Genomic DNA, 21,438 nt, shown 5'->3' on the forward strand with positions numbered 1-21,438 from the left:
GTAGAAAATCTTTTTCTCAAAATAAGTGAGAAAATAAAGAGGGCGTATTTATTTTTGCTGCTCTAAAACTAAAAGGCAGGTAGGTTTACCTCCTTTCAGTAATTCCCTGTTCTTTAAAAATTTACCTTTTCAGTTTTAGAAGAAAAGCACTGTGCAGGACCTCCCTGTCGCTACTTCCGCATAGTCCTGAACCCCCGGCCTCGCTATCCCTGGCGGGTCGCTCGCCGAGGCAACGCATGCGTTGCCTGTTTCCGACTCGCCCTACAAGGACAAGCTCCAGCTGCAACTGGGCGTGGGTTTGAGCGCAGAGCCGATGGCGGCGCTGAACCCCGCCGGGCTTGATCAGCTACGGTCAGGCAGCGAGTTCCTTGACCGAGTACATGCGCAAGAACGGGGCGACAGCCGAGGATATCACCCAGGCGCAACGTGATCTGGCCCAGGGACAGGGCTTCGATGGCGTACAGCCAGCGAATGAGTTCATCAAGGCCTGGGGCGAGGCCATGGTTGCGGAGGCTGCCGGCCTTGGGATTGTTGCGGGGTTGGGTAGGTTTGGGTTGTGGGTTGGGAAAGGGGAGCAGGCTGCAAAAGCGACTGGGAATCCGGTAGTTGATGCTGAAAAAGCTGCCCTGGACCGCATTGCACAGAACCCCAAAAGCCCTGATCTGGCAGGCAAGCAGCCTGGCACTGTGCTGCAAACGCAATCACAGAAGAGAATTGATGATCTCGCTGTGCAATACAACACCAAGTCAATTGAGCCGAAGGATTTTCAATTGAATTTGGGTGGTAAGGTATTGAAGACCGATCCTCAGGTTAGCAAGGGGGCACCGGTCTATATGGGGGCTACCACATCCGATGTGATGTCTTACTTTAGGCAGTTGGCTGGGGTTGAAAATATGCCTGCAGCTAAAGTTATCCCTGGGAAGGGGCAATATATACAGCCAAAACTGACGCCGGAGCTCGAATAACCCTTCGAGACTTTTCCACGTCTTCGCAGCAGACGGGGGCTTCTTGGACTATAGATGTTATGGATAAGTCCATTAATGGCGGAAGAATGGTGGAGATCAAGTTCAAATGATTAGAGATATCTATGAGTCGGTGTTGCGAAGCGCATTTGGGCTCTCAATGGGCGTTATATGGCAGCATATGACGGTTGAGCTTCTTGATTCGTCTGTTGAGTACGTGCACCGAGTTAATCTGTTCTTCTCTCTGATGGAATGTTTGATGTTGGAGGGGAATATAAAGCTTGCGCATGATGGCCTTTTCCTTGTTGGTACTATCCAAGATCAGTTAAACGTGCTCAAGGACGCGTGGCCTGAATATCCCGGCGAAGACGATCTTGATGGCTTCGGGCTTTGGTTTGTCACAGAGGCCCCTGCTGGGGTTGTATGGATAGACTCGGATGGGAAGGAGTTTTGGACGTAGTTTTTAAATTCAGGTTGCTGCAAAAGGAACTGGAACGGCGCTGCGTGAAGTAGAAGTTAGCTCTGGCAGCAAAGGGGTATGGACTAAGGAACTCAACAAACCAGAGCCGAACACGATTTATAAAGTGGACGGGAACAAGACCTATCAGACAGATAGTCTTGGGCGTGTTGAGAAGGTTGAGTCCAACCTCTCGCTGACGAAGAGTGACCGGAATACTTATCAGCAGTGCATTGCTGGTAAATGCGGGGTTAGTGGCGATGAAAGTGGCCACGGCCTTTGGTATCAAGGTCTACGCATTTTGCCTGATGACCAACCATGTCCATCTGCTCTTGGCGCCTAGTGATTCGCTGTCTGGCTTGGCGCAACTGATGAAAACGCTAGTGGCGCGCACGACACGATATCGGAATCGCTTGGAGGAGCGTTCCGGAACGTTGTGGGAAAGTCGCTATAAATCGAGTGTCGTACAGAGCGATGCCTACCTGCTGGCGTGTTGCCGGTACATCGAACTGAACCCTGTTCGGGCGCGGATGGTGGACGATGTGGCGGCCTATCCCTGGTCAAGTTATGGGCTGCGGGCGGATTGGTTGAAGGAGCCAAACTGGTTGGATATGGATCCCTGCTTCATTGAGCTAGGTCAGACGGCCGAAGAGCGATATCGGCGATACGTAACGTTCGTGAAAGAGGCGATATCGGCCGAGGAATTGAAGCTGATTCGCGAGGCGGTTCAGCGTGGACAACTGACGGGCAATCAACGGTTCGTGGACGAGATCGAGCGGGTAGCCGGGGTGAGAATAGAGCGGCGTGGGCAAGGGCGACCGAGATTAGAGTAGGGAAAATAAATCTGTCCCCTTTTCTGCTTCTCTATGGATTCGTGATGCTCTGTTAGAACTCTGAATGAGCGTATTCGAATGATTTGATGATCACCTGCAAAGAATTTCCTTTTTATCTGTTCACCAGCTTACAGTCCGCAATAAGACTCGATCCTCGGTGCGCTACTTGCTACCCCCTAACCCATAGACCAGATGAACATCCTCCGGCTCCAACCGATACAACTCCTCATCCGGCTGCATGCACAGTCGGCATCCGAGTCTCGTATAAAAATCCACCGTGTTCTGCGACGGCGTAGCCGAAACGTAGAGCGCGCTGGCGCCGAGGTGGCGGGCCTGGGTGGTGGCGCGGTGGAAGAGGTGGGCGCCGAGGCCGCGGCGGCGGTAGGCGTGGCTGAGGTGGAGGAACTTCAGTTGCAGCCAGTCGCGCTCGGGGCCGAGGCGGCGCGGGTCGAGGACCACCGCGCCGATCAGGCGGCCCTGGTCGAACAGGCCGAGGAACCAGCCGCCGCGGTCGAAGCAGTCGAGCAGGATCGGCGTGTAGTGCTCGGCCTCGCCCTCCGGCCAGCCGCGCATGTCGTAGAACTCGGGGCGCAGCACCAGTTGGCCGGCCTCGACGGAATACAAGTGTTCGATCACTTCGCTGCGGTCGATCTCCCAGACCAGGGGGATTTCGTCGCGGCGCAGCAGGCGTTCTTCGGTCATCGTGGTTTCCTTGCGCTGAGGCCGTACATCAGCGGCAGGCGCGGACGATCGGCGGGCGGCAGCATGCGTCCGCCGCCGCCGTCGCGCATACCGTCGAAGCCGGCCCAGCCGTTGGCGTAGGGGTATTCCTCCAGCCGTTCGAGTTGCAGGCCGGCGCCGAGCAGGGCGCCGATCACATCGGCCAGGCCCCACTGGAACTCGTAGCTGGGATGAGGGTTGCTGAAGTTCTCGACGCCGGCGCGGTAACCGGAGGGCGCCAGGCTGGCGCCGGACTCGGCGACGTAGTCGCTGACGCCGCTCTCGGCGATGGGCTCGCGGCTGAAGTAGTCGTAGGCCGGTTGCCAGTGAGGGTCGAAGTACAGGGCGAAAGGATGGAACTCTACCAGGACGAAGCGCCCGCCGGGAACCAGTACCTGGGCGATGCCGTCGGCCCAGCGCTTGAGGTCGGAGAGCCAGACCAGCGTGCCGTAGGAGGCGAAGACCCGCTCGAAGCGTTCGCCACGGGTGGCGGCAACGGGCAGCCAACGGAGGATGTCGTCGCGCTGGAAGTCGGCGGCGATGCCGCTGTCGCGGGACAACTGGCGGGCGAAGTCGATGGCGCTGTCGGCGATGTCCACTCCTGTGACGAGCGCGCCGAGGCGCGCCAGGCTCAGGCTGTCCTGTCCGGCGTTGCATTGCAGGTGCAGCAGGCTCAGGCCGTCGAGGTGGCCGAGCAACTCCAGTTCCTCGGGATAGAGGGTGGAACCGCCGTTGCGGAAGAAGGCGGCCTGGTCGGCCTTGTGGCTGTTGTGCGCCTGGGTGGCGGCGTTCCACGACAGCCGGTTGGCCTCGTGCAGGTCGGATCGCATGGTTCGACTCCTTCCCTGGAGTGCGCCACCGCGCGGGTGGCGGGTCCGGGGATTACATGTCCTTGATGCTGCGCACCTGGTCCTTGTTGACGCGGGTGCGCTTGCCGTCCAGTTGCTCCAGTTCGTAGAAGCCGGAACTACGATCATAGCGCGGGGTATCCACCGCCTGGATCTCGCGGCCATCGTTGAGGGTGACGATGGTCGGGGTGGAGCAGCCGGCCAGGACGGCGAATGCGGAGGAGAGCAACAGGGCGGGCAGGAGACGGGCAGTCATCGGAATTTTCCTTCGGACGGTTTTCGAGGCGGCGGATTCTACTCCAGTCGCGGCGCAACCGCTCTAGCCGGGATCACAGCGGCAAATTTCCGTTGCGGCTGCACGTCTCTTCCGGTGAGCCGCCCGGATGGCGGCGCCTAACCGAAGGGAGATTCCATGTCTGCCGTTTCCACCTCGTTGTTGCTTTTCCTCAACCTGCTGACCCCGGCCCAGGCCGCCCAGCCCGTGTCGCTGGCCGATGGCCGCATCGAGATCGCTGCCGGCGAGAGCCGCCAGCGCTACCTCGACCTTGCCCCCGGCGAGTTGCAGTTGCTCGACCTGGAGGTCGACCGCGGCCGCGTCCGCCTGCGCGCTACCACGCCCGACGGCAAGGCGTTGCGCGCGACGGAGCTGGCCGGACGCCAGTCGCTCGGCCTGCAGGCCGGTGAGCGCCAGGGCCTGCGCCTGACCTTCAGCGCCGACGAAGACACCGCGCTGACCCTGACCCCCACCCAGCGCCTCACCCCGCAGACCCCGGCGCTGGCCTCGCCGGCGCCGCAGAGCCCGACCCTGCAACGCCTGCAGGCGGAGCTTGCGGAAAAGCGCCCCGGCGCGCTGAAGGCGTTCTGGAAGCAGGTGGCGAAGCAGGGCACGCCGCTGGTGGAGCCGCTGGATGCCGAACGTGTGCTGGTCACCTTCCTCTGGCGCCAGCAGCGTCCCGGCGACGTGCGCCTGCTGTGGCCGACCCCGGAGCTCAACACCCGCCGCTTCGAGGCCCTGGCCGGCAGCGACGTGCGCTACCTGAGCCTGCCGCTGCCCCGCGACGCGCGGGTTTCCTACCAGCTCAGCGCCGACCTGCCGGACCTGCAACAGGCCGATCGCGGCACCTTGCGCCTGGCGTTGCAGGCGGCGGCGCGGCCGGACCCGCTGAGCCGCACGCCGTGGCTCAACAGCCGCGCGCTGCCGCGGGCCGAGCAGGCCTCGCTGGTGCAGCTCGGCGGCGCCCCTGCCGAGACCTGGGACCAGCCGCGCAAGGACGTGCCGCGCGGCAAGGTGGAGCGCCTCGGCTATACCAGCCAGGCCCTGGCCAACCAGCGCCAGCTGACGCTCTACACGCCGCCGGGCTACGACCCAGAGGGCCAGCGCTATCCGCTGCTGGTGCTGTTCGACGAGGACCACTACGCGCGCGACGTACCGACCCCGACCATCCTCGACAACCTGATCGCCGCCGGGCGCATCCGCCCGACCCTGGCGGTGATGGTCGGCAATGTCGACGCCAGCAGCCGGGGCCGCGAGCTGCCCTGCAACGAGGCCTTCGCCGACATGCTCGCCCATGAGCTGCTGCCCTGGTTGCAGCAGCGCTATGCATTGAGCGAGGAGCCTGCCGATCGCGTGCTTTCCGGTTCCAGCTACGGCGGGCTGGCCTCGGGCTGCATCGCCTACCGTTACCCGGAACGCTTCGGCAAGGTGCTGAGCCTGTCCGGCTCGTTCTGGTGGGGGCCGGACGAGCAGCAGCCGCAGTGGCTGGTACGGCAGTTCGCCGCTGGCGAGCGTTTGCCGCTGGCGTTCTTCCTCAGTTCCGGCCTGCTCGAGGAGCCCGAGGCGGACGGCATTCTCGGCAGCAACCGCAGCCTTCGCGCGGCGCTGCAAGGCAAGGGCTACCCGCTGCACTACCGCGAGTTCCCCGGCGGCCACGACTACGCGGCGTGGAGCCTGGAGCTTGCCGAAGGATTGCAGGCCTTGTTGCCGGCGCATTGAGCAGGCTGGCTGGCGTGGGGCGGTTATCCGCCGTGCCGGGGTCAGGAGGTGGGAGAGGCCGTCCGGACTGGGCTCGCGATGCCCACTGCGTTGCGGAATCGGAAAAAATCGCTCAAGGCCATTTGCCAGCGTCGGCGAATAGGGGACAATCGGCGTTCGCCCAATCGAACGACAAGGATGTTCTCGATGCGCCGACTCTTGCGCCCGCTATTCTGCGCCGTGCTCTTCTGCCTCTACCCAGCGTTGGTCCAGGCTGCCGCCGAAAGCGAAATCCTCGCGCTGTTCCAGCGCTGGCAGGCCGCTCACGAACAACGCAGCGACAAGGCCCTGGAAGGGGTCTATGCGCCGCGCCTGGACTACTATGGCCGGGTCCAGGCGCGCGAGCGCACCCTCTCCGCCAAGCAGGCCTTCTTCGCCCGCCATCCCGACTTCGAGCAGCGCATCGTCGCTGCGCCGCAGATCGTGCCGGGTGACGAGGAGGGCCGCTACGAGGTGCGCTTCGTCAAGCAGGTGCGCCTCGACGGGCGCCTGCGCAACTATCCGGGGCTGCTCCTGGCCGAGCGCGCCGGGCCGGGCGATAGCTGGCGCTTCGTCGGCGAGAGCGACGAGATCACCCGCTACGCCGTCGATCCGCGGCGCACCCCGCTGGTTCGCGGCCGCTTCGCCGGGGCCGAGCCGGAATTCGCCTGGGTGGTGGCGCACGCGCCGAACAGCGCCGCGCTCTGCGATGAGTACGAAGACTGCCGCTGCGACCTCTGGAGCGCCGACGCGCGCGTCCCGCCCAAGCCGCTGGGCAGTTGCACCGGCGCGGTACTCAGCGTGCTCGGCGGCCTCGACGACAGCGGCCGCGAGCACCTGCAACTGCTGCGTACCTGGTGGACCAGCACCTGGACCAGGTCGTCGCTGCTGGAAATCCGCGACGGCCAGTGGGTGCGGGTGCTGCCGGACATCTCCACCACCTGGGACGATGCCGAGGCCGAGCTGGTGCTGTACAAGGCCGACCCGCGGCAGCCGGGCCGAGTGCTGGTGACCGAAACCGCGATGGACGACGAGGGCGACTGGAGCCACCGCACCCGCAGCGAGGCGCTGCGCCCCGTACCCTGACGCCGGCCCCTTGGGCTGGGCGGCGCCAGGCCGTACAATCGACGGCTTCATGGCGAGCGTCGCCGCAGTCCAGGTTCCCGCATGCGCATCCACGTCTCCTTCATCGATCGTGTCGGCATCACCCAGGAGGTGCTGGCGCTGCTGGGCGGGCGCAACCTGAACCTGGACGCGGTGGAGATGGTGCCGCCGAACGTCTACATCGACGCGCCGACCCTCAGTCCCGAAGTGCTCGAGGAACTGCGCGCAGCGCTGCTGGGCATCCGTGGCGTGCAGGCGATGACCGTGGTCGACATCCTGCCCGGCCAGCGCCGCCGCCTGCAGCTCGATGCGTTGCTGGCGGCGATGGCCGATCCGGTGCTGGCAGTGGACGGCAAGGGCCTGGTGCTGCTGGCCAACCCGGCCTTCAGCGAGCGCTGCGGACGCGACCCGGCCGGCGAGCGGCTGGCCAGCCTGTTCGACGATGAAACCCTGGAGGATGCACTGGTCGAGCAGGGCTTCCGCCTGCCGCTGCGCGAAGTGACCTTCATGGGCCAGGCCCTGCTGCTCGATGCCACGCCGATCACCGAAGGGCCGGGCGAGGGCGAGCGGCACCTGGCCGGCGGGCTGTTGACCCTCTACGAACCGAACCGCATCGGCGAGCGCCTGGCGGCCTTGCACCATGACCATGCCGAGGGTTTCGAGATGCTCCTCGGCGATTCCCAGCCAATCCGCACCCTGAAGACCCGCGCGCAGCGCGTGGCGGCGCTCGACGCGCCGCTGCTGATCCACGGTGAGACCGGTACCGGCAAGGAACTGGTGGCGCGCGGCTGCCACGCCCTGAGTGCACGACACAACTCGCCGTTCCTGGCGCTGAACTGCGCGGCGTTGCCGGAGAACCTGGCCGAGAGCGAGCTGTTCGGCTACGCCCCCGGTGCCTTCACCGGCGCCCAGCGCGGCGGCAAGCCGGGCCTGCTGGAGCTGGCCCACCAGGGCACGGTGTTCCTCGACGAGATCGGCGAGATGTCCCCCTATCTGCAGGCCAAGCTGCTGCGCTTCCTCAGCGACGGCAGCTTCCGCCGGGTCGGCGGCGACCGCGAGGTGAGGGTCGACGTGCGGATCCTCAGCGCCACCCACCGCGACCTGGAGAAGATGGTCGCCGAGGGCAGCTTCCGCGAGGACCTGTTCTACCGCCTCAACGTGCTCAGCCTGGAAGTCCCGCCGTTGCGCGAGCGCGGCCACGACATCCTGCTGCTGGCGCGGCACTTCATGCAGCAGGCCTGCGCGCAGATCCAGCGCCCGGTGTGCCGGCTGGCGCCGGGCACCTACCCGGCGCTGCTGAGCAACCGCTGGCCGGGCAACGTGCGCCAGTTGCAGAACGTGATCTTCCGCGCCGCGGCGATCTGCGAGAGCAGCCTGGTGGATATCGGCGACCTGGAGATCGCCGGCACCGCCGTGGCGCGGCAGAACGACGGCGAGGTGGGCAGCCTGGAGGAGGCGGTGGAGGGCTTCGAGAAAGCCCTGCTGGAGAAGCTCTACGTCAGCTATCCATCGACCCGCCAACTGGCGGCGCGCCTGCAGACCTCGCACACCGCCATCGCCCACCGCCTGCGCAAGTACGGTATCGGTCCGCGCGGCTGAGGCAGGCTCAACCCTCGCTGGAATACACCGGCTTGCCGGCGAACCAGGTCTTCAGCACCTTGGTTTCGCCCAGTTGCGTCTCCGGCACCTCGAACACGTCGCGGTCGAGGACGATGAAGTCCGCCTGCTTGCCCGGTTCCAGGCTGCCGATCCGGCGTTCCAGGCCGATGGTCCGCGCGGCGTTGCGGGTGTAGGCGTAGAACATGGTCTGGCGGTCCAGGCGTTCGCCGGCGTTGAGCACGCCTTGCGGGCCCTTGCGGGTCACCGCCTGCTGGATGGCCTTCCACGGCGACAGGCTGGACACCGGCCAGTCGCTGGCCCCGGCGATGGTCGCGCCCTTGCTCAGCAGGGAGTGCGCCGGGTACTGGTAGCGGTAGGCGAAGGCGCTGATGTAGGGCTTCATCAGGTCCACCGTGGTTTCGTCGGCGGCGGCCCAGTACAGCTGCATCGAGGCGATCACGCCGAGCGGCCTGAAGCGCTCGAACTCCTTGGGATTGACCAGTTGCAGGTGGGTGATCGAGTGGGCGATGCCGCTGTCGCGGTCGCGCCGCGCCTGCTGCATGCCGTTCAGCGCCTCGCGCACCGCGCGGTCGCCGATGGCGTGGACGTGGACCAGCCAGCCGCGGGCGTCGGCGGCGCTGACCAGTTCGCCGAAGTGCGCCGGGTCGATCAGCAGTTCGCCCTTCTTCCGGCTGTTGCGGTAGGGCTCGAGGAGCGCGGCGGTCTGCGCCGGGTACTCCGGAACGCCGTCGGCGAACACCTTGATCCCCGGCAGGGTCAGGTTGGGGCTGCCGAGGAAGCGCTGGCGCACCTTGTCCAGCACCTCGAGGTCGGCCGGCCGGCTGCGCGGGTTGGCGACCAGGAGGGCGGCGACGTGGGCACTGAGCTCGCCGCCCTTGGCCAGCCGCTGGTAGACCGGTAGCACGCCGACGGTGTTCTCGTCGGGCCTGAGGCTGAACAGGGCATCGCCCGGCGAGCCATTGGCGGCCGGGTCCATCCACGCGGTCAGGCCCAGCGAGTTGCTGTAGCGCACCGCGCTGCGTCCGGCCTCGAGCATCCGTTCCGCGCTCGGCGCCGGCAGCACCGCGAGCACCGCGTCGAGGCCGGCATCGGCGAGGAAGCCGTTGGGGGTGAAGTCGGCGTCGTGGCCGATGGTGTTGCGTTGCTCCTCGGGCAGGGCGCGGACCCGCGCGGCGTCGATACCGGCGCGTTTCAGCATGGCGGCGTTGGCCCAGCCGGTGTGGTGGTCGCTGCCGATGAAGGCCAGCGGCTGGCCGGCCCATTCGCCGTGGTCGAAGCGCGCGCGGAAGTCCTTGACCTGGCTCCAGTAGGCACTGTGCATGCCGCTGACATCGAGCATGTCGCCATGTCGCGCCTTGCCGTTGTCGCGCCAGGCGCGCAGGCGCCGTTCCAGTTCGTCGAGGCCGACCTGTTCGTTGCCCATGTCCGCGCCGGCCAGCTCCAGGCCGCCGAACACCGCGTGCGAGTGGGTGTCGATCAGGCCGGGCATCAGGCGCCTGCCGCCGAGATCGACGACCTGGCTGTCGCCATCGGCCAGGGTGCGCAGCCTGGCCTCGTCGCCGACCGCGATGATCCGCCCGTCCTCCACCGCCAGGGCTTCGGCGAAAGGCTGCTGCGGATTGGCGGTGAAGATCCTGGCGTTGACCAGCAGCAGGTCGGCGGCGGCGAGGGCGTGCAGGGGCAGGGCCAGACAGGCCCCGGCGAGGAGGGTGGGTATCCGTGGCTTCATGGTGGTTTCCTTTGTTTCTTGCTCTTGTGTAGCGTGACCCGGGCGAGACTAGCCAAAGCGCCGGGCCGGCAGAACCGGGCGAGGCGCACAACACTTGTGCCGGAACGGAAGGAGTCGATGGACAAATTGAATGCCCTGGCGATGTTCGTCGCCACTGCCGAAACCGGTAGCTTCAGCCGTGGCGCCGAGCGCCTGGGGAAGACTCCGTCGGCGCTGACCAAGGCCGTCGCCCACCTGGAAGCGGAACTCGGCGCCCGCCTGTTCGAGCGCACCACGCGCAGCCTGGCGCTGACCGAGGCCGGGCAGATCTACCTGGAGGCGGCCCGCCAGTCCCTGGAGACGCTGCGCACGGCGGGGCAGGAGATCGAACTGCTGGAGTCGGAGTTGCGTGGCGAACTGCGCCTCGCCGCGCCGCCGTCGTTCGCCGCGGCGTTCCTCCAGCAGGCCTGCGCCAGCTTCCTCGAGGCGCATCCGCGGATCAGCCTGCGGGTGGACCTCGACGAAACCTTCCTCGACCTCAGCGAGGGCGGCTACGACCTCGGCCTGCGCGACGGCCCCATCGACCTGCCGGGGCTGGTGGCGCGGCCGCTGGCGCCGAACCAGATCGTGCTTTGCGCGAGCCCCGCCTACCTGGCGCGACAACCCGCGCCGCAAGGCCCGGAAGATTTCGAGCGGCACGCCTGGCTGGTGTTCCAGCACCCGTCCCTGGACCAGCACTTCTGGTGGATGGAGCGCGGCGGCATACGCCAGCGCATCGACCAGCCGCGCCCGCGACTGGCCAGCGACAACTACGACTTCCTGCTCGCCCACCTGCTGGCCGGGCTGGGCCTGCAGTTCTGCCCGCAATGGAGCGTCGCGCCGCTGCTCGCCGAAGGGCGGCTGGTGCGCCTGCTCGGCGACCATCACTTCGACCCGGGGCCGTTCGGGCCTTCCATCCATGTCCTCTATCCGGGGCACCGGCGCAACACGCGCAAGGTCCGCGCGTTTCTCGAGCACCTGCGCGCCAGCCTGGAACGGCAAGGGCTCTGCGAGCGGCTGTAACGCTTCGGCTACGACTGGAACGAATTCGTTCCGATCGCGCGAAAATCCTTTGCCATCAGGCGTTTGCCCCTGGGCTCGGGAAATGTCCGGTGGGTCTGTAACGGAAACGTTCCAGAAAGGCGGGTGCGGGTTTCCCGCCGCCCGGGGCCAGCCCCCGGGCGGCGGGGGCGGGCGCCGCTTGGCACCTTGCTTGCTACGGGCTGCCGCAGAACAAAGTCCCGTCCCGACCGGGCGACCCGCTGACAATGAGGATCCAGCATGAGCAAGTTGCGCTTTACCACCGACCACGAATGGCTGCGCCAGGACGACGACGGGCTGCTGACCGTCGGCATCACCGCCTACGCCCAGGACGCCCTCGGTGACGTGGTATTCGTGCAGTTGCCGGAGCTCGGCGAACACGCCGCCGGCAGCGAAGTGGCGGTGCTGGAGTCGGTCAAGGCCGCCAGCAACATCCTGATGCCGCTGGACGGCGAGGTGGTGGCGATCAACGACGCGCTGCCGGATACCCCGGAGCTGGTCAACCAGGATCCGCTCGGCGAGGCCTGGTTCTTCCGCTTCCGCCCGGCCGACGCCGGCGCCTGGGAAAAGCTGCTCGACCAGGCCGCCTACGACCGCCTGCTCAACGCCAACGCCGACGCCTGAGGATCCCGTCATGACCGATAACCTGAACCTCGGCGCCATCGACCTGGGCACCGACGACGAATTCATCGCCCGCCATATCGGCCCGCGCGCCGCCGACACCCAGGCCATGCTCCAGCGCCTGGGCTACGATTCGCTGGACGCGCTGATCGGCAACGTGATCCCGGAAAGCATCAAGGGCAGCAGCGTGCTCGACCTGCCGGCCGGCATGGGCGAGGCCGAGGCGCTGGCCAGCCTGAAGGCCATCGCCGGGCGCAACCGCGCGTTCCGCTCCTTCATCGGCCAGGGCTACTACAACTGCCACACCCCGGCGCCGATCCTGCGCAATCTGCTGGAGAACCCGGCCTGGTACACCGCCTACACGCCGTACCAGCCGGAAATCTCCCAGGGCCGCCTGGAAGCCCTGCTGAATTTCCAGACCCTGGTCAGCGACCTCTCCGGCTTGCCGATCGCCAACGCCTCGATGCTCGACGAGGCGACCGCCGCCGCCGAGGCCATGACCTTCTGCAAGCGCCTGTCGAAGAACCGTACCAGCCAGGCGTTCTTCGCCTCCCGCCATTGCCACCCGCAGACCCTCGACGTGCTGCGCACCCGTGCCGAGCCGCTGGGCATCGAGGTGGTGGTCGGCGACGAAAGCGCCATCGAGGACTTCTCCGCCTACTTCGGCGCGTTGCTGCAATACCCCACCTGCGACGGCGAGATCGTCGACTACCGTGAGCTGGTCAGCCGCTTCCATGCGGTCGATGCGCTGGTCGCGGTGGCCGCCGACCTGCTGGCGCTGACCCTGCTGACCCCGCCGGGCGAGTTCGGCGCCGACGTGGCCATCGGCAGCGCCCAGCGCTTCGGCGTGCCGCTCGGCTTCGGCGGCCCGCACGCGGCCTATTTCGCCACCCGCGACGCGTTCAAGCGGGACATGCCGGGGCGCCTGGTCGGCGTCTCCATCGACCGCCACGGCAAGCCGGCCTACCGCCTGGCCATGCAGACCCGCGAGCAGCACATCCGCCGCGAGAAGGCCACCAGCAACATCTGCACCGCCCAGGTGCTGCTGGCCAACATCGCCAGCATGTTCGCCGTCTACCACGGCCCGCAGGGCCTGCTGCGCATCGCCCGGCGCACCCACCGGCTGACCGCGATCCTCGCCGCCGGCCTGGAGCGCCTGGGCGTGGCCGTCGAGCAGAAGCACTTCTTCGACACCCTGAGCCTGGCCACCGGCGCGCGCACCGCGGCGATCCACGCCAGGGCCCGCGCCGCCGGGATCAACCTGCGCGAGATCGATGCCGGCCGTCTCGGCCTGTCGCTCGACGAGACCGTCCGCCAGGCCGATGTGGAGACCCTCTGGGGCCTGCTGGCCGAAGAGGGCCAGGCGCTCCCGGACTTCGCCGCCCTTGCCGCCAGCAGCGGCGACCGCCTGCCGGCCGCGCTGTTGCGCCAGTCGGCGATCCTCGGCCACCCGATCTTCAACCGCCATCACTCGGAAACCGAGCTGATGCGCTACCTGCGCAAGCTGGCGGACAAGGACCTGGCGCTGGACCGCACGATGATCCCGCTGGGCTCCTGCACCATGAAGCTGAACGCCGCCAGCGAGATGATCCCGGTGACCTGGGCCGAATTCGGCAACCTGCACCCGTTCGCCCCGGCCGAGCAGAGCGAAGGCTACCGCCAGCTCACCGACGAGCTGGAGGCGATGCTCTGCGCCGCCACCGGCTACGACGCCGTGTCGCTGCAACCCAACGCCGGCTCCCAGGGCGAGTACGCCGGCCTGATGGCGATCCGCGCCTATCACCACAGCCGCGGCGACAGCCAGCGCGACATCTGCCTGATCCCGTCCTCCGCCCACGGCACCAACCCGGCCACCGCGAGCATGGTCGGCATGCGCGTGGTGGTGGTGGCCTGCGACGCGCGCGGCAACGTCGATGTCGACGACCTGCGCGCCAAGGCCAGCGAGCACAAGGAGCGCCTGGCCGCGCTGATGATCACCTATCCGTCGACCCACGGCGTGTTCGAGGAAGCGATCCGCGAGATCTGCGCCATCGTCCACGACTGCGGCGGCCAGGTGTACATCGATGGCGCCAACATGAACGCCATGGTCGGCCTCTGTGCCCCGGGCAAGTTCGGTGGCGACGTTTCCCACCTGAACCTGCACAAGACCTTCTGCATTCCCCACGGCGGCGGCGGCCCGGGCGTCGGCCCGATCGGCGTGCGCGCGCACCTGGCGCCGTTCCTCCCCGGCCATGGCCGCAGCGAGCGCAAGGACGGCGCGGTGAGCGCGGCGCCCTACGGCAGCGCGAGCATCCTGCCGATCACCTGGATGTACATCCGCATGATGGGCGGCGAAGGCCTCAAGCGCGCTTCGGAAATGGCCATCCTCAATGCCAACTACATCGCCCATCGCCTGGAAGAGCACTACCCGGTGCTCTACGCCGGCGGCAACGGCCTGGTCGCCCACGAATGCATCCTCGACCTGCGGCCGCTCAAGGACAGCAGCGGGATCAGCGTCGACGACGTGGCCAAGCGCCTGATGGACTTCGGCTTCCATGCGCCGACCATGTCCTTCCCGGTGGCCGGCACGCTGATGATCGAGCCCACCGAGAGCGAGCCGAAGGCCGAGCTGGATCGCTTCTGCGACGCGATGATCCGTATCCGCGAGGAGATCCGCGCGGTCGAGCGCGGCGAACTGGACAAGGACGACAACCCGCTGAAGAACGCGCCGCACACCGCCGCCGAGCTGCTGGGCGAATGGAACCATGCCTACAGCCGCGAGCAGGCCGCCTATCCGCTGGCCAGCCTGGTGGAGGCCAAGTACTGGCCGCCGGTGGGCCGCGTCGACAACGTCTACGGCGACCGCAACCTGACCTGCTCCTGCCCGCCCATCGAGGCGTACAGCGAGGAGTGACGGACGAGGAGGGCGCCGCCAGCGGCGGCGTCCTTCCGTTTCCGGCGATACCCCTTTCCCGGCGCCGCGCTTGCGTAGCGGCGCCGCGGCCACGCTCGCGCCAGCGAGCGTCCTGACACCGACACGACAAGAGGCCAGCGCCATGTTCAGCAAGCATGACCAGATCCGCGGCTACGACGACGAACTGCTCGCCGCGATGGACGCCGAAGACCGGCGGCAGGAAGACCACATCGAACTGATCGCCTCGGAGAACTACGCCAGCAAGCGGGTCATGCAGGCGCAGGGCAGCGGCCTGACCAACAAGTATGCCGAGGGCTATCCGGGCAAGCGCTACTACGGCGGCTGCGAACACGTCGACAAGGTCGAGCGGCTGGCCATCGACCGCGCCAGGCAACTGTTCGGCGCCGACTACGCCAACGTCCAGCCGCACTCCGGCTCCTCGGCCAACGCCGCGGTGTACCTGGCGCTGCTCAACGCCGGCGACACCATCCTCGGCATGAGCCTGGCCCATGGCGGTCATCTCACCCACGGCGCCAAGGTGTCCTCCTCCGGCAAGCTGTACAACGCCGTGCAGTACGGCCTGGACACCGCCACCGGGCTGATCGACTACGACGAAGTCGAGCGCCTGGCCGTGGAGCATAAGCCGAAGATGATCGTCGCCGGCTTCTCCGCCTACTCCAAGACCCTCGACTTCCCGCGCTTCCGCGCCATCGCCGACAAGGTCGGCGCGCTGCTGTTCGTCGACATGGCCCACGTCGCCGGGCTGGTCGCCGCCGGCCTCTACCCGAACCCGATCCCCTTCGCCGACGTGGTCACCACCACCACCCACAAGACCCTGCGCGGCCCGCGCGGCGGCCTGATCCTGGCGCGCGCCAACGAGGAGATCGAGAAGAAGCTCAACTCCGCGGTATTCCCCGGCGCCCAGGGCGGCCCGCTGATGCACGTGATCGCGGCCAAGGCGGTGTGCTTCAAGGAAGCGCTGGAACCGGGCTTCAAAGACTACCAGGCGCAGGTGATCCGCAACGCCCGAGCGATGGCCGAGGTATTCATCGGGCGCGGCTACGACGTGGTTTCCGGCGGTACCGACAACCACCTGATGCTGATCAGCCTGGTGAAGCAGGGCCTGACCGGCAAGGCCGCCGACGCTGCGCTCGGCGCGGCGCACATCACGGTGAACAAGAACGCCGTGCCGAACGACCCGCAGAGCCCGTTCGTCACCTCCGGCATCCGCATCGGCACCCCGGCGGTGACCACTCGCGGTTTCCGCGAGGGCGAGTGCCGAGAACTGGCCGGCTGGATCTGCGACATCCTCGACGACATCGACAATCCCGAGGTCAGCGAACGGGTCAGGGGCCAGGTCGGCGAATTCTGCCGGCACTTCCCGGTCTACGCTGATTGAACAGGAGCGCCGCCGTGGTGGCGGCCAATCCGCAAGCGGAGACGAGCATGTCCCTGAGTGTCTTCGATCTGTTCAAGATCGGTATCGGGCCGTCCAGCTCCCACACCGTAGGGCCGATGCGTGCCGCCGCGCGCTTCGCCGAGGGGCTGAGGCGCGAGGGGCTGCTGGAGGCCACCGCCAGCGTCAGGGTCGAGCTGTACGGCTCGCTCGGCGCCACCGGCAAGGGCCACGGCAGCGACAAGGCGGTACTGCTCGGCCTGGAGGGCGAGCAGCCGGATACGGTGGATACCGCCGCGATTCCCGCCCGGCTCGATGCCATCCGCGCCAGCGGCGAGCTGCGCCTGCTCGGCGAGCGGCCGATCCGTTTCGTCGAGAAGGAACACCTGGCGCTGATCCGCAAGCCGCTGGCCTACCATCCCAACGGCATGGTCTTCCGTGCCTTCGACGCCGCCGGCCTGCAGGTGCGCAGCCGCGAGTACTACTCGGTGGGTGGTGGCTTCGTGGTCGACGACGAAGCCGCCGGCCTCGACCGTATCGTCGAGGACCGCACGCCGCTGGCGTTTCCCTTCAAGACCGCGCGGCAACTGCTCGACCATTGCGCCCGCGAAGGCCTGTCGATCAGCCGGTTGATGGCCGAGAACGAGAAGGCCTGGCGCCCCGCCGAGGAAACCCGCGCCGGCCTGCTGCGTATCTGGCAGGTGATGCAGGACTGCGTCGAGGCTGGCTGCCGCAACGAGGGCATCATGCCCGGCGGACTGAAGGTCAGGCGCCGCGCGGCGGCGCTCTACCGCCAGTTGTGCCAGCGGCCGGAGGCCGGCCTGCGCGACGCTCTCAGTGTGCTCGACTGGGTCAACCTCTACGCCCTGGCGGTGAACGAGGAGAACGCCAGCGGCGGCCGCGTGGTGACCGCGCCGACCAACGGCGCGGCGGGAATCATTCCGGCGGTGCTGCATTACTACGCGCGCTTCATCCCGGGAGCCGACGACGACGGCGTGGTGCGCTTCCTGCTCACCGCGGCGGCGATCGGCATCCTCTACAAGGAAAACGCCTCGATCTCCGGCGCCGAGGTCGGTTGCCAGGGCGAGGTCGGGGTGGCCTGTTCGATGGCCGCCGGGGCGCTCTGCGAAGTGCTCGGCGGTAGCGTGCAGCAGGTCGAGAACGCCGCCGAGATCGGCATGGAGCACAACCTCGGGCTGACCTGCGACCCGGTCGGCGGGCTGGTCCAGGTGCCCTGCATCGAACGCAACGCGATGGCTTCGGTGAAGGCGATCAACGCGGCACGCATGGCCTTGCGCGGCGATGGCCAGCACTTCATCTCTCTCGACAAGGTCATCCGCACCATGCGCCAGACCGGCGCCGACATGAAAAGCAAATACAAGGAAACCGCGCGCGGCGGCCTCGCCGTGAACATCATCGAATGCTGAACCGCGCCGCTGCGCCGGCGCTTCTTTTTTCTTTCCCGACAATCGATCGCGGCTCTCCGGCAGAAGGAGACCGGGATGCCATGGAGTGAAGCATGACCGCAGAAACCCTCGCCAAGACGCCCCTGCACGCCCTGCACCTGGAACTGGGGGCGAAGATGGTGCCCTTCGCCGGCTACGACATGCCGGTGCAGTACCCGGCCGGAGTACTCAAGGAGCACCTGCACACCCGCGAGCAGGCCGGTCTGTTCGATGTCTCGCACATGGGCCAGATCCGCCTGGCGGGCGCCGATGCGGCGCTGGCGCTGGAAAGCCTGGTGCCGGTGGACATCCTCGACCTGCCGGTGGGCCAGCAGCGCTACGCATTGTTCACCGACGAGCAGGGCGGGATCCTCGACGACCTGATGGTGGCCAACCTCGGCGATTGCCTGCTGCTGGTGGTCAACGCCGCCTGCAAGCACCAGGACCTGGCGCACCTGCGTCGGCACCTGGAGGGCCGCTGCAGCGTCGAGCCGCTGTTCGAGGAGCGTGCCTTGCTCGCCCTCCAGGGCCCGGCGGCGGTGCGCGTGCTGGAGCGCCTGGCGCCGCAGGTGGCGCAGATGACCTTCATGCAGTTCGCTCGCGTCGAGCTGCTCGGCCAGGACTGCTACGTCAGCCGCTCCGGCTACACCGGTGAAGACGGCTACGAGATCTCCGTGCCCGCCGAGCACGCCGAGGCCCTGGCCCGGCGCCTGCTGGCCGAGCCGGAAGTGGCGCCGATCGGCCTCGGCGCGCGCGACTCGCTGCGCCTGGAAGCCGGCCTGTGCCTCTACGGCCACGACATGGACAGCGCCACCACGCCGGTCGAAGCCAGCCTCGGCTGGGCCATTTCCAAGGCGCGCCGCGCCGACGGTGTGCGCGCCGGCGGCTTCCCCGGCGCCGAGCGGATCTTCGCCCAGCAGGCGCAGGGCGTCGCCAGCAAGCGCGTCGGTTTCCTGCCGCAGGGGCGGATGCCGGTGCGCGAGGGCGCCGAGATCGTCGACGCCGACGGCCGGGTGATCGGCAAGGTCAGCAGCGGCGGTTTCGGCCCGACCCTCAACGCGCCGCTGGCCATGGGCTACGTGCCGAGCGCGCTGGCCGGGCTGGGCAGCGAGGTGACGGCGATGGTGCGTGGCAAGCCGGTGACCCTGGTGGTCAGCAAGATGCCGTTCGTGGCGCAGCGCTATTACCGAGGCTGACTCGCGGCGCCCTTCGCCGCTCGTGCGGGGGAGGGCGCGCCTGCCGGGAGCGGGCGGGCCGCGGTTCGGCCCAGTGCCTTTTTTCCACCGCGCTGCGTCGGCGCTGACGTTCAGGAATGCTTCGGCCGTTGCCGTTGCAGGCCCAGCTTCTTGGCCCGGTGGAACACCGCCGCGCGGCTCTTGCCGGTCTGCTGGGCACACCACAGCGAGCCGCGTTGCTGGTAGTGCTGGCGCAACAGGTCCTCTTCGGATTTGCTCCAGGTCGCATTGCCGCGATCGCGCTGGCTGTGCGGGGAAAGCTCCTCGGCCTTGCTGGCGACGCTCTGGTAGCTGCGCCCGAGCATGTAGGCGCACCAGGCCAGGCTGCGCTTGCTGCCGTGGCGGCGGATGAACTCGACCTCTTCACTGGACCAGGCGGCCGGCGTCGTCGGCGTCGCCTTGCGGTCCAGGGTACGGGCCAGGGCCGCGCGGGCGCGGGCCACCGCCTGGTCGCCGGGATTGTTCCGCCGGGTCACGCCGAGGGCGCGGCGCCAGCGCCCGACCAGGCTCGGGCTGAAGCCCCACCAGAACTGCACCGACTCGGCGCATTCGGTACGCACCGCGCGCAACAGGTCGCCGCAGAGAATCGGCGAAGGTCGACCGCTGCGCTTGCGTGTCGGCCAGCGGAACAGCCCGTCGGTGAAGCCGCCGACTTCGACGGCGCCTTCCAGTTCGTCGACCAGCCAGTCGCCGGGGATCACCAGGGGACTGGTGTAGGGCGCGCCGAGCAGCAGGTGATTGATGGTAGCGACAGAGGTAGGGGTGTCTGCAGTCATGGGACGATCCTTGCTGATACCGGGCCAGTCGTGCCGGCCATATCCCTGAGAGCGGCGCCGCTGCGTGGCCGGCGACGTCGCGTTCGCTTCCCGTGGTTCGGGTGGTGTTCCGGCGTGTGGCGACTGCCTGTCGCCCCATGCCCGGAAGAGGCGGGATGCCGCACTCATGCACGGACTCCGCGATACAGCTGCCAGGCCAGCCGGCCGGGGCGGGCGGCGATGGCGGCATCGACCTCGATCCGCGGCAGGTCCAGTGGATCGCCGCGGGAGTCGACCAGCCCGCGGCGGGCGCCGAAGGCGAAGCGATAGCCGAGCCGCCCGAGGCTCGCGCGCAGCTGTGGGCTGGCCTGGGTCGCGCCGGGCATGGGGCGGGCCCGGCAGTACACCGGCAGAGGAGCGTTGCACTGCTGCTGGAGTAGGCGATGGGCGTGGCCAAGGGTTTCCGGTTCCGCGCAGAAGCTGTCCGGCGCTTGCGGGCCCTGGCCGTAGAGGCCGAAGCGGACCAGGCCGGAGTTCTCCAGGCGGCGGAGTTGCCCCCAGTCGGGAGTGGCCTGCGCGTCGGCGGGCGGACAGGCCGCGCGCAATGCCTGCCGGGAGGCCGGGTCGAGGCGTTCGAGCTTGCCCAGCAGGGCCGCGAGGTGGCGGCTGCGCCGGACATCGTCGCGCGTCCGCTCGAGCACCGGCGCGAGCGCCGGGCCGCAATAACGCTGCAACAGTTCCAGCAGCGGCGCGGCGGCGACCGTGTCGGCCTGCCACAGCGTGTCGCCTACGGCTTCGCGCCAGCCGCGCGGATCGCCGCCGAGGAAGACGCTGGCGGGCATCTCGTAGCGCTCCAGCAGGGGATAGACCTGCTCGACCAGCTCCGGCGTGCTGCCGTCGAGGCTCAACGCTATGCGCAGATCGTTTGCCGAAGGCCGCTCCAGCAGATGCTCCAGAGGCACGCAGAGGAAGTGCCGTTGCAGCCAGAGCAGCAGGTTTTCCAGGCTTCGCCGCTCGAGGCAACGGCCCTGGCGGTGCGGCAGAGCCGCCAGGCGAGGCTCGGCGGCCAGTCGCCCGAGGCGCAGGACGATGCCGTTCTGGCGCAGGCGGCGCTGGCCCGCGGCGGAGTTCAGGTAGGTCATGCCGATCAGGCGCTGCATGGCGAGCCCCTGCTCATTCGCGCCGCATCACCGGCGGCCCGTCGGCGGCGCCGGCAGGCTTGTCGGCAACCTCCTGGCCGGCGCCTGCGGGGTGGGCATGCGGACCCGGGTGGTCGATTCAGTCATGAGCGGGCCTCCTCGGAAGGGTTGCTGCGAGCACGACGACGCGTGGCCTTGAACCAGGGCTTTGCCGGCGAACCCGGCGGTTGATCGATGGGGACTGCATGGCACCGGAAACGCTACAAAGGATCGATATGATTCTTTTTTGACGCTAACACAGTCGATAGACGTTTTATTGACGCCCTGCCTCTGTTGTAAAACCGTCAGGCTATGCCAAACGGCTGCCCGAGAAGGGGCGCAGGCCTGGAGCGACAAGCCTTTGCGGGGACGGGAGCGGCGTGGAGAACGGTATTCGGATTGGTTATAAGAAATCCGATTTGCATGGAATTTGCCGACGAATGGTCGCTTCTCGGGAGGAGTTGCTGGGTTTGCCTGGCGGCGTGGAACCTTTCGCTTGCCTCCAGAGAGAGGAGAGGAGCGCCATAGAGCCTTTCTTTCTCCGTCAAGGGCGGAGCTTGCAGACTGTTTTG

19 protein-coding genes are annotated in these 21,438 nt (G+C 67.4%); 13 read left to right on the forward strand and 6 right to left on the reverse strand.

The window, feature by feature from the left end; translation table 11 throughout:
- Nucleotides 1–368: 368 nt before the first annotated feature.
- The 4 genes from PSPA7_RS32430 (at nt 369) to PSPA7_RS13320 (ending at nt 2,252) form a co-directional block, all read left to right on the forward strand.
- Nucleotides 369–965: a hypothetical protein gene (locus tag PSPA7_RS32430; protein ID WP_170323390.1), complete on the forward strand. Its 597-nt coding sequence runs from the start codon at nt 369–371 to the stop codon at nt 963–965.
- 106 nt (nt 966–1,071) lie between these two features.
- Nucleotides 1,072–1,422, forward strand: coding sequence for a DUF596 domain-containing protein (locus PSPA7_RS13315; protein ID WP_041025340.1), 351 nt, complete (start codon nt 1,072–1,074; stop codon nt 1,420–1,422).
- Between the two features lie 124 nt (nt 1,423–1,546).
- The gene (locus tag PSPA7_RS33015; RefSeq protein ID WP_071535428.1) at nt 1,547–1,762 is read left to right on the forward strand and encodes a DNA/RNA non-specific endonuclease; all 216 of its coding nucleotides are present in this window, start codon (nt 1,547–1,549) and stop codon (nt 1,760–1,762) included.
- Nucleotides 1,680–2,252, forward strand: a complete 573-nt coding sequence (locus PSPA7_RS13320) for a transposase (RefSeq protein WP_041025475.1) — start codon at nt 1,680–1,682, stop codon at nt 2,250–2,252. The genes PSPA7_RS33015 and PSPA7_RS13320 overlap by 83 nt, the downstream gene beginning before the upstream one ends.
- A gap of 162 nt (nt 2,253–2,414) precedes the next feature.
- On the opposite strand, the gene PSPA7_RS13325 is transcribed toward PSPA7_RS13320, so the two are convergent.
- The 3 genes from PSPA7_RS13325 to PSPA7_RS13335 are packed head-to-tail and all read right to left on the reverse strand — an operon-like array spanning nt 2,415 to nt 4,076.
- Entirely contained in the window at nt 2,415–2,954 is a 540-nt protein-coding gene (locus tag PSPA7_RS13325; protein ID WP_012075612.1) for a GNAT family N-acetyltransferase, read from the reverse strand.
- Complete coding sequence (locus PSPA7_RS13330) at nt 2,951–3,802, reverse strand: class I SAM-dependent methyltransferase (protein WP_012075613.1); 852 nt, start codon at nt 3,800–3,802, stop codon at nt 2,951–2,953. Before PSPA7_RS13330 ends, PSPA7_RS13325 begins: the two co-directional genes overlap by 4 nt.
- Before the next feature lie 52 nt (nt 3,803–3,854).
- Nucleotides 3,855–4,076: a YgdI/YgdR family lipoprotein gene (locus PSPA7_RS13335; protein WP_003157706.1), complete on the reverse strand. Its 222-nt coding sequence runs from the start codon at nt 4,074–4,076 to the stop codon at nt 3,855–3,857.
- 156 nt (nt 4,077–4,232) lie between these two features.
- On the opposite strand from PSPA7_RS13335, the gene PSPA7_RS13340 reads away from it, so the two are divergent.
- From PSPA7_RS13340 to gcsR, 3 genes are all read left to right on the forward strand, one after another.
- Nucleotides 4,233–5,813 (forward strand): alpha/beta hydrolase, encoded by a 1,581-nt coding sequence (locus PSPA7_RS13340; RefSeq protein WP_012075614.1) that lies wholly within the window; start codon nt 4,233–4,235, stop codon nt 5,811–5,813.
- 186 nt (nt 5,814–5,999) lie between these two features.
- The gene (locus tag PSPA7_RS13345; RefSeq protein ID WP_012075615.1) at nt 6,000–6,917 is read left to right on the forward strand and encodes a hypothetical protein; all 918 of its coding nucleotides are present in this window, start codon (nt 6,000–6,002) and stop codon (nt 6,915–6,917) included.
- An 81-nt stretch (nt 6,918–6,998) separates the two neighbouring features.
- On the forward strand, nt 6,999–8,534 hold the full coding sequence (gene gcsR, locus PSPA7_RS13350) for a transcriptional regulator GcsR (RefSeq protein WP_012075616.1): 1,536 nt from the start codon (nt 6,999–7,001) through the stop codon (nt 8,532–8,534).
- A gap of 7 nt (nt 8,535–8,541) precedes the next feature.
- Here gcsR and PSPA7_RS13355 read toward each other — a convergent pair whose 3' ends face one another.
- Entirely contained in the window at nt 8,542–10,284 is a 1,743-nt protein-coding gene (locus PSPA7_RS13355; protein WP_012075617.1) for an amidohydrolase, read from the reverse strand.
- A gap of 117 nt (nt 10,285–10,401) precedes the next feature.
- Between PSPA7_RS13355 and PSPA7_RS13360 the strand changes: the two genes are divergently transcribed.
- From PSPA7_RS13360 to gcvT, 6 genes are all read left to right on the forward strand, one after another.
- Nucleotides 10,402–11,325 carry a LysR family transcriptional regulator gene (locus PSPA7_RS13360; protein ID WP_003157858.1) on the forward strand — a complete coding sequence of 308 codons (924 nt, stop codon included), beginning with the start codon at nt 10,402–10,404 and terminating at the stop codon, nt 11,323–11,325.
- 258 nt (nt 11,326–11,583) lie between these two features.
- The gene (gene gcvH, locus PSPA7_RS13365; RefSeq protein ID WP_012075618.1) at nt 11,584–11,967 is read left to right on the forward strand and encodes a glycine cleavage system protein GcvH; all 384 of its coding nucleotides are present in this window, start codon (nt 11,584–11,586) and stop codon (nt 11,965–11,967) included.
- Nucleotides 11,968–11,977: 10 nt separating this feature from the next.
- Entirely contained in the window at nt 11,978–14,857 is a 2,880-nt protein-coding gene (gene gcvP, locus PSPA7_RS13370; RefSeq protein WP_012075619.1) for an aminomethyl-transferring glycine dehydrogenase, read from the forward strand.
- A gap of 142 nt (nt 14,858–14,999) precedes the next feature.
- A complete protein-coding gene (gene glyA / locus PSPA7_RS13375) occupies nt 15,000–16,256 on the forward strand; it encodes a serine hydroxymethyltransferase (protein ID WP_012075621.1) in 1,257 nt (418 codons plus the stop codon).
- Between the two features lie 47 nt (nt 16,257–16,303).
- Nucleotides 16,304–17,680, forward strand: coding sequence for an L-serine ammonia-lyase (locus PSPA7_RS13380; RefSeq protein WP_041025476.1), 1,377 nt, complete (start codon nt 16,304–16,306; stop codon nt 17,678–17,680).
- A gap of 92 nt (nt 17,681–17,772) precedes the next feature.
- Nucleotides 17,773–18,894: a glycine cleavage system aminomethyltransferase GcvT gene (gcvT, locus tag PSPA7_RS13385; protein WP_012075623.1), complete on the forward strand. Its 1,122-nt coding sequence runs from the start codon at nt 17,773–17,775 to the stop codon at nt 18,892–18,894.
- 110 nt (nt 18,895–19,004) lie between these two features.
- Here gcvT and PSPA7_RS13390 read toward each other — a convergent pair whose 3' ends face one another.
- Both PSPA7_RS13390 and PSPA7_RS13395 read right to left on the reverse strand, forming a co-directional pair.
- On the reverse strand, nt 19,005–19,877 hold the full coding sequence (locus tag PSPA7_RS13390; RefSeq protein ID WP_041025341.1) for a hypothetical protein: 873 nt from the start codon (nt 19,875–19,877) through the stop codon (nt 19,005–19,007).
- Nucleotides 19,874–20,848, reverse strand: coding sequence for a polysaccharide deacetylase family protein (locus tag PSPA7_RS13395; RefSeq protein WP_012075625.1), 975 nt, complete (start codon nt 20,846–20,848; stop codon nt 19,874–19,876). The genes PSPA7_RS13390 and PSPA7_RS13395 overlap by 4 nt, the downstream gene beginning before the upstream one ends.
- Between the last annotated feature and the right edge of the window lie 590 nt (nt 20,849–21,438).

The sequence above is a fragment of the Pseudomonas paraeruginosa PA7 genome (assembly GCF_000017205.1).
GTDB lineage: Bacteria > Pseudomonadota > Gammaproteobacteria > Pseudomonadales > Pseudomonadaceae > Pseudomonas > Pseudomonas paraeruginosa.

Excerpts from the sequence above, each read along its gene's own strand:
- gcvP (WP_012075619.1), top strand. The coding sequence starts at position 11,978 with ATGACCGATAACCTGAACCTCGGCGCCATCGACCTGGGCACCGACGAC.
- gcvH (WP_012075618.1), top strand. The coding sequence starts at position 11,584 with ATGAGCAAGTTGCGCTTTACCACCGACCACGAATGGCTGCGCCAGGAC.
- glyA (WP_012075621.1), top strand. The coding sequence starts at position 15,000 with ATGTTCAGCAAGCATGACCAGATCCGCGGCTACGACGACGAACTGCTC.
- PSPA7_RS13360 (WP_003157858.1), top strand. The coding sequence starts at position 10,402 with ATGGACAAATTGAATGCCCTGGCGATGTTCGTCGCCACTGCCGAAACC.
- PSPA7_RS13380 (WP_041025476.1), top strand. The coding sequence starts at position 16,304 with ATGTCCCTGAGTGTCTTCGATCTGTTCAAGATCGGTATCGGGCCGTCC.
- PSPA7_RS13320 (WP_041025475.1), top strand. The coding sequence starts at position 1,680 with ATGAAAGTGGCCACGGCCTTTGGTATCAAGGTCTACGCATTTTGCCTG.
- PSPA7_RS13390 (WP_041025341.1), bottom strand. The coding sequence starts at position 19,877 with ATGAGTGCGGCATCCCGCCTCTTCCGGGCATGGGGCGACAGGCAGTCG.
- PSPA7_RS13345 (WP_012075615.1), top strand. The coding sequence starts at position 6,000 with ATGCGCCGACTCTTGCGCCCGCTATTCTGCGCCGTGCTCTTCTGCCTC.
- PSPA7_RS13340 (WP_012075614.1), top strand. The coding sequence starts at position 4,233 with ATGTCTGCCGTTTCCACCTCGTTGTTGCTTTTCCTCAACCTGCTGACC.
- PSPA7_RS13395 (WP_012075625.1), bottom strand. The coding sequence starts at position 20,848 with ATGCAGCGCCTGATCGGCATGACCTACCTGAACTCCGCCGCGGGCCAG.
- PSPA7_RS13325 (WP_012075612.1), bottom strand. The coding sequence starts at position 2,954 with ATGACCGAAGAACGCCTGCTGCGCCGCGACGAAATCCCCCTGGTCTGG.
- PSPA7_RS13330 (WP_012075613.1), bottom strand. The coding sequence starts at position 3,802 with ATGCGATCCGACCTGCACGAGGCCAACCGGCTGTCGTGGAACGCCGCC.
- PSPA7_RS13335 (WP_003157706.1), bottom strand. The coding sequence starts at position 4,076 with ATGACTGCCCGTCTCCTGCCCGCCCTGTTGCTCTCCTCCGCATTCGCC.
- PSPA7_RS13355 (WP_012075617.1), bottom strand. The coding sequence starts at position 10,284 with ATGAAGCCACGGATACCCACCCTCCTCGCCGGGGCCTGTCTGGCCCTG.
- gcsR (WP_012075616.1), top strand. The coding sequence starts at position 6,999 with ATGCGCATCCACGTCTCCTTCATCGATCGTGTCGGCATCACCCAGGAG.
- gcvT (WP_012075623.1), top strand. The coding sequence starts at position 17,773 with ATGACCGCAGAAACCCTCGCCAAGACGCCCCTGCACGCCCTGCACCTG.
- PSPA7_RS13315 (WP_041025340.1), top strand. The coding sequence starts at position 1,072 with ATGATTAGAGATATCTATGAGTCGGTGTTGCGAAGCGCATTTGGGCTC.